The organism is Micromonospora sp. NPDC047753 (assembly GCF_040642735.1).
In the GTDB taxonomy this organism is placed as follows: Bacteria; Actinomycetota; Actinomycetes; order Mycobacteriales; family Micromonosporaceae; genus Micromonospora.
Map to the genome: position 1 here is coordinate 1 of NZ_JBEYSL010000432.1, position 5,841 is coordinate 5,841.

The 5,841-nt window shown below is 71.3% G+C and carries 4 protein-coding genes and 1 pseudogene; 3 read left to right on the forward strand and 2 right to left on the reverse strand.

The window, feature by feature from the left end; all coding sequences use genetic code 11:
• The first annotated feature begins 369 nt into the window (after window positions 1-369).
• Window positions 370-651 (forward strand): GNAT family N-acetyltransferase, encoded by a 282-nt coding sequence (locus ABZ749_RS27615; RefSeq protein WP_357232940.1) that lies wholly within the window; start codon window positions 370-372, stop codon window positions 649-651.
• Between the two features lie 42 nt (window positions 652-693).
• Here ABZ749_RS27615 and ABZ749_RS27620 read toward each other — a convergent pair whose 3' ends face one another.
• Window positions 694-1,635, reverse strand: a complete 942-nt coding sequence (locus ABZ749_RS27620; RefSeq protein ID WP_357232933.1) for a hypothetical protein — start codon at window positions 1,633-1,635, stop codon at window positions 694-696.
• Between the two features lie 297 nt (window positions 1,636-1,932).
• On the opposite strand from ABZ749_RS27620, the gene ABZ749_RS27625 reads away from it, so the two are divergent.
• Window positions 1,933-2,913 carry an ATP-binding cassette domain-containing protein gene (locus ABZ749_RS27625; protein ID WP_357232935.1) on the forward strand — a complete coding sequence of 327 codons (981 nt, stop codon included), beginning with the start codon at window positions 1,933-1,935 and terminating at the stop codon, window positions 2,911-2,913.
• On the forward strand, window positions 2,910-3,737 hold the full coding sequence (locus tag ABZ749_RS27630; RefSeq protein WP_357232937.1) for an ABC transporter permease: 828 nt from the start codon (window positions 2,910-2,912) through the stop codon (window positions 3,735-3,737). The genes ABZ749_RS27625 and ABZ749_RS27630 overlap by 4 nt, the downstream gene beginning before the upstream one ends.
• Before the next feature lies 1 nt (window position 3,738).
• Here ABZ749_RS27630 and ABZ749_RS27635 read toward each other — a convergent pair.
• Window positions 3,739-5,841 (reverse strand): annotated as a pseudogene (locus tag ABZ749_RS27635) (transcriptional regulator); the annotation flags it as partial.

A 5,841-nucleotide genomic window follows, 5' to 3' on the forward strand; every position in this document is an offset into this window, starting at 1 on the left:
CACAGCACATGACGACGCGTACCGCCGTAGGCGCGGACCGCGTCGGCGAGGCTCGGCGGCACCGCGTCCAGCGCGGAGCGGACCCCCACGCCCCGCGCCCCGCACCCCGCACCCCGCGCCCCGCGCCCCGCGCCCCGCCGATCTTGCAGTTTCGGTTGCCGATACGCGTGGAACGACCCCTATGTCGGGACAGAAAGTGCAAGATCGCGGCATGGGGGCGGGCCGGTATCGTGGATCATGGAGTTGTGGTGCCTTAGTTATTGCTGTTCACGGCTTTTGTTGACCACCACAAGTCCATGATCGACGACGGTGGGGCGGGTTACTGGACCGTGACGCGTTGGTGTTGCTGTCTCCTCCGGACCCGATCTCCTGGGTGGGTTGTTGTTCACGGCGGAAGCTCCGACCCACCACGTCCACTGGCTTGTCGTTGCTGAGCAGTCGCGCGGGCAGAGTGTTGGTCGCGCACTGATGACAGCGGCTGTGCGCAGGTTCGTGCCGGGCTCAGGCTCCGTCGACGTGGTCACCTTTGGCGCCGATCACCCGGGCGCCCGCGTCAGCGGTGCGCGTGCTTCTACGAGCGCCTCGGCTTCACCGCTGCCGAGGCCGTCGATCCCGGTCCGGAGGGCGGTTCCCGGCAGGTCTTCCGCCTGACCGTCGCCTGATCCTTGCGAGAGTGGTCCAGACCGCCCCGGCTCAGCGCGGAACGGTCTCCTGGTCGGCCAGCACAATCAGGTCGTCGGGGCGGGCCGACAGCGGCGCCGTCGCTCCGTCGAGCCACACCAGATAGCCCACCGGCGGACCGGACGAACCCCAAAGGGCACCGATGATCGTGGCTGACCGCCCGTGGTGCGGCGTCGTGAGCAGGCGTACGCGGGTGCCGGGCGCGTGTCCGTCGTCGGCGACGATCAGCAGCGCGTCGAGGATCTGCCGGACCCCGGCGACGGGCAACCCCGGAACGTACGGCTCGCCCGCGTAGCCCAGACGCGGGGTCATCATCGTGCCCAACAGCGCGGTCTGCCGGATCGCCTCCTGGCGGACCTGCCCGTCCACGCTGCGTCCGGCCACGGTCAGCGCGTTCTGGATGCGCGACCAGAGGGCCGGTGGCTCCTGGTCGAGCAGGCGGCGGGCCTCCCTGTCGACTTCGGCGCAAGCCGTGTCGAGTGCCGTGTCCTCGCCGAGTTCCGCGATCCAGGCGAGGTCGCCCACCTCCGGCAGCAACCCCGGCGACTCGGCCACGATCACGATGAACAGCATCGCGAGCAGTTCCTCGCGGCCCTCGCCGTGATAGAGCGAGCCGACACCGCTGCCGGTACGCCCGCGGCTGGGCGGGAACCGCTCGACGAGGTGCCGCGCACGGCCATGAGGCAGGGCCGCGGCCCGTCTGGTGTCCGACACCCGCTCCTCGAACGACCGCCGCTCACGGCGTTCGACGAGCAGTTGGCGATGCGGGTCGAACCCGATCGGATAGATCGTCCGCCCGTACCTGGAAAGGGTTTCGCCGGGCCGAAGGCCGACCGACTCGAGCTGCCGGGCCGCCTCCGAGTAGGCAACGCCAGCCCGCGCTGCGTGCTCCCGGATGGCGCGTTTGCGGGCGCGACCCGGGGCCGGGGTCCGTCGGGGGGTGGGATCAGACATGACGCCTCCGGTGCAGCCCCACGCACTCCACCGAACGGACGGCGTGACCGGCACGCCGAGAGTCGACACATCGGCGCGGAGTCGGAGACTCTTGGCCCCAGGCATGTGGTCGGGCGTGGGCCACCACATCGGGCGCTGGCAGGCGCTCTGCCGTGGCCAGCATATCGTGGCGCCGGCCGTCGGTGTGGACGCGCACACCCTGGCCGCCCTCCCCTCGACGACTGCGGTGTCAGCCCGTGTCAGCCGATGTCGGTGGCGTGTCGGGGCGGTGTCAGCGGGCCCGCGCAGGCTGTACGCATGACAGCTGACCTGGTGATCGAGGCCGAGGGCCTCGTGAAGACGTTCGGGAAGACGAGGGCGCTGCAGGGCGTGGACCTCGCCGTGCCCCGGGGGACGGTGCTCGGGGTGCTCGGCCCGAACGGCGCCGGTAAGACCACCGCCGTTCGCATCCTCTCCACCCTGCTGACCCCGGACGGCGGAACCGCCCGGATCGGTGGTTTCGACGTGGTGCGGGACGCCGAACGCGTTCGGCAGAGCATCGGACTGACCGGCCAGTACGCCTCGGTCGACGAGGACCTGACCGGTCGGCAGAACCTGGAGCTGTTCGGCACCCTGCTGGAGCTGGGGCGCAGCGGCGCCCGGCGGCGGGCCGCCGAGCTGCTCGACTGGTTCGACCTGACCGATGCCGCGAACCGTCAGGCCAAGACCTACTCCGGTGGCATGCGGCGACGGCTGGACCTGGCCGCCAGCCTCGTCGGCTCGCCCGACGTGATCTTCCTCGACGAGCCGACGACCGGGCTCGACCCGGCCAAACGCGAGGACATGTGGGGCGTGGTCCGAACGCTTGTCAACAACGGCTCGACGGTGCTGCTCACCACGCAGTACCTGGAGGAGGCCGACGCGCTCGCCGACGCGATCACGGTGATCGACCACGGCCGGGTGATCGCACACGACACACCTGACGGGCTCAAGCGGGTGGTCGGCGGGCAGACCCTGGAGGTCCGGCCGTCCGACCCGGCGCACCTGCCGCGTACCGCGGAGATCCTGACCCAGGTCGGCTCCGGCGCGCAGGCCGACGAGATCCGCAAGGGTGTCCTCGCGGTGCCGGTCACCGACGACGCGGCCCTGACCGAGAGCGTCGCGCGCTTCGCCACGGCCGGCATCGCGGTCACCGAACTCTCCCTGCACCTGCCGAGCCTCGACGAGGTGTTCTTCACCCTCACCGGGCGTACGGCATCAGAAGACGACACCACCCGCCCCACGGAGGTCGCGGCATGAGCACTCTGACCGACGCACCACCCACCCGGAACCGGGCGCTGTCGACGATCACCGCGCACCCGCGACCGTTTCGACTGGTCCGGCACTCGTTGGCACTCGCCAAACGCAGCCTCATCAAGACCTGGCGTACGCCCGAGGCGCTCATCGACGTCACCCTGCAACCGGTGCTGTTCCTCATCATCTTCGTGTACGTCTTCGGCGGCGCGGTCGCCGGCTCGACCCACGACTATCTGCAGTTCCTGCTGCCCGGCATCCTGGCGCAGACGATCGCGACCGGCGCCATCGCGATCGGCGTCAACCTCAACACCGACATCGCCAAGGGCATCTTCGACCGGTTCCGGTCGTTGCCGATCCCCCGCTCCGCCCCACTGGTCGGCGCGGTCCTCGGCGACGTCGTCCGGTACGTGATCGTCACCGTGTCGACCCTCGCGATCGGCTACGTGATGGGTTTCCGCATCGAGACCGACCTGTTCCGGGCCATCGCCGGGTGTCTGCTCGCGGTGCTGTTCGCGCTCTGCCTGAGCTGGCTGCCGGTGCTGGTGTCCATGAAGGTGCGGACCGCGGGTGCCGTGCAGGGTGTGATGTTCGCGTTGATCATGCCGCTGAGCTTCGCGTCCAACGTGTTCGTCGGCGCCGACACCCTGCCGGGCTGGATGCAGGCGTTCGTGGACGTCAACCCGATGACCCACCTGGTGGCGTCGGTGCGCGGGCTGTTCCTCGGCACCCCGCTGGGCAACCACGTGTGGTGGACGCTCGCCTGGTGCGCCGGCTTCGTCGCGGTGTTCATGCCGCTGGCGCTGCGGGCGTACCGGAAGAAGATCTGACCTACGCGAGCAGGTCGTCCATCAGCTCGCGGATCCGGCTGACGGCCGCTGCGGGTGTCCGCTCGCGCCACGCGGCATGCAACGGCTCACGCTGTTCCTCTTTCCCGAGGATGGCGTTGAGCCGTTCGCCGTTCTCGAAGGGAAAGAACATTTCGATCTGGGTGCCGATCCGCTTCGCGAGTACGGCCAGTTCGCGGGCGGTGTCGGCCTCACCCCGGTACGCCGCGAGCTCCGCGCCGCCCGATGCCCACGCCCCGATCACCGGCAGGTCCCGTGAGGTCAGCGCATCCTCGCGGGCGAGCGACAGCAGGGCGGCCGCCTGGATGGTGGCGTGGGTGCCCGACACCCGCCCCACCTGGGCCACCCGCAAATAGATGAGCGCCGCCGTGGCCCGGAGCATCACGCGCGGCTGTGGCTGCGGTCCGACCCAGCCGGCGAGGACACGGGTCACCTCGTCGGCGCGGGCGAGCGCCTCGTCGTACCGCTCACGCTGCCAGGCGAGGTGCGCCAGGCCGAGCAGCGCCTGCGCGGCGTCGATCTGCTCGGCCTGGCCCAGCGCGGCCGTCTCGCCCAGTCGCCGTTCCGCCTCCGCGTCGCCGGTCAGGGCGAGCTGCACGTCCAGCCGCACCCGGATCGACCGCGCGTCCTGCGTGGCGCCCACCAACTCCATGTGCCGGACGCTGCGGGTCAGCCACTCGGCCGACCGGGCATCCCCGCCCGGAACCAGGAACTGCCCGACCGCACCCGCCGCCATCGCCATGCCCCAGTGGTCGCCGGCGGCTTCGAAGCGGTGGTAAGCCTGCTCGGCGTCGCTGATCGACGCCTCCGGCAGGCCGCCGTTCTCCCGTACCGCCGCGCGCGCGAACAGCCCCAGCCCCTGCACGTACGGGTCCGGGTGCGCGACCATCTCGGTCGCGCTCTTCAGGCTCTGCTCCAGATCGGACGCGTCGAAGCCGGGCAGCGCCGACGCGAGAGCGGTCAGCCGGGACGACACCTCGACGGGACGTTCGGTCTGGAGCGTCCGCAGCGCCCGCCGGGCGAGCACGGCGGGCCGCAGGTCGCCGCTGACGCCAGCGTTCACGCTGATCACCACGCACGTCCAGGCCAGCCGGTCGGCGTTGGGCAGTGGCCGGCCGCTGGCCGCGCCGCGCAGGATCGCCGACCGCAGCCGCCGCTGCGGGTCGTCCATGTGCAGCAGCCCGCGCGCCCAGGAGAGGACCTCCAGGTGCAGGCCCCGCACCGACCAGAGGTGGAACAGCGCGGTGGCGACGTCGACGGCGGCGGGCTCGTCGTCCCCTCCCATCGCCCATCGCAGGCCCGCGACCAGGTTGTCCTGTTCGGCGGCGCAACGGTGCAGCGCCTCGACCTGGCCGGGGCCGATGAAGCGGGCGGCCAGCGCGACGGCCTGCTGCCGCGCCCACCTGACCAGGCCGGCCATGGCCTGGTCCCGGGCACCCGCCGCGTCCAGCCGGGCCTCGCCGTATTCACGGACCGTTTCGAGCATGCGGTAGCGCGGCGGGCCGTCTCCCTCGACCAGGGTCAACAGGGACTGCTCGACGAGGGTCGCCAGGCCCCGACGGACGTCCGGGGCCTGCGCGACGGCGGCGGCGAGGTCCGCGGTGAACGGCGCGGGGATGACAGCGACCCGCTGAAGCAGGTCGCGGTCGGCCTCGGCGAGCAGTTCCCTGCTCCAGTCGACAAGCGCCCACAGGCTCGCGTGCCGCTCGGGCAGGCCGCGCAGTGCGTCGTCGAGCAGCGCGAACCGGTCGGTCAGCCCGGCGAGCACGTCGTCGATCGGCATGTGCCGCAGTCGTGCGGCGGCCAGTTCGAGGGCCAACGGCAGGTTGTCGAGCCGGTGGCACAGGGCGAGCGTCCGCTCGGTGTCCCACGTCGGTACGGCGCCACCGGCCCGTGCCCGGGACTCGACCAGCGCGAGCGCGTCGGCGTCCGGCAACGCGGTCAGCCGGTGCACCAGCTCGCCGAGCAGGCCCAGTGGGGCGCGGCTCGTCGCGACCCATTCCTCATCACCCGCTAACCGCATTCTCGGCAACAGCTTGATCACAGAGGTGACGACAATTCGTTCCCGGGGGATGAACGTTTGATT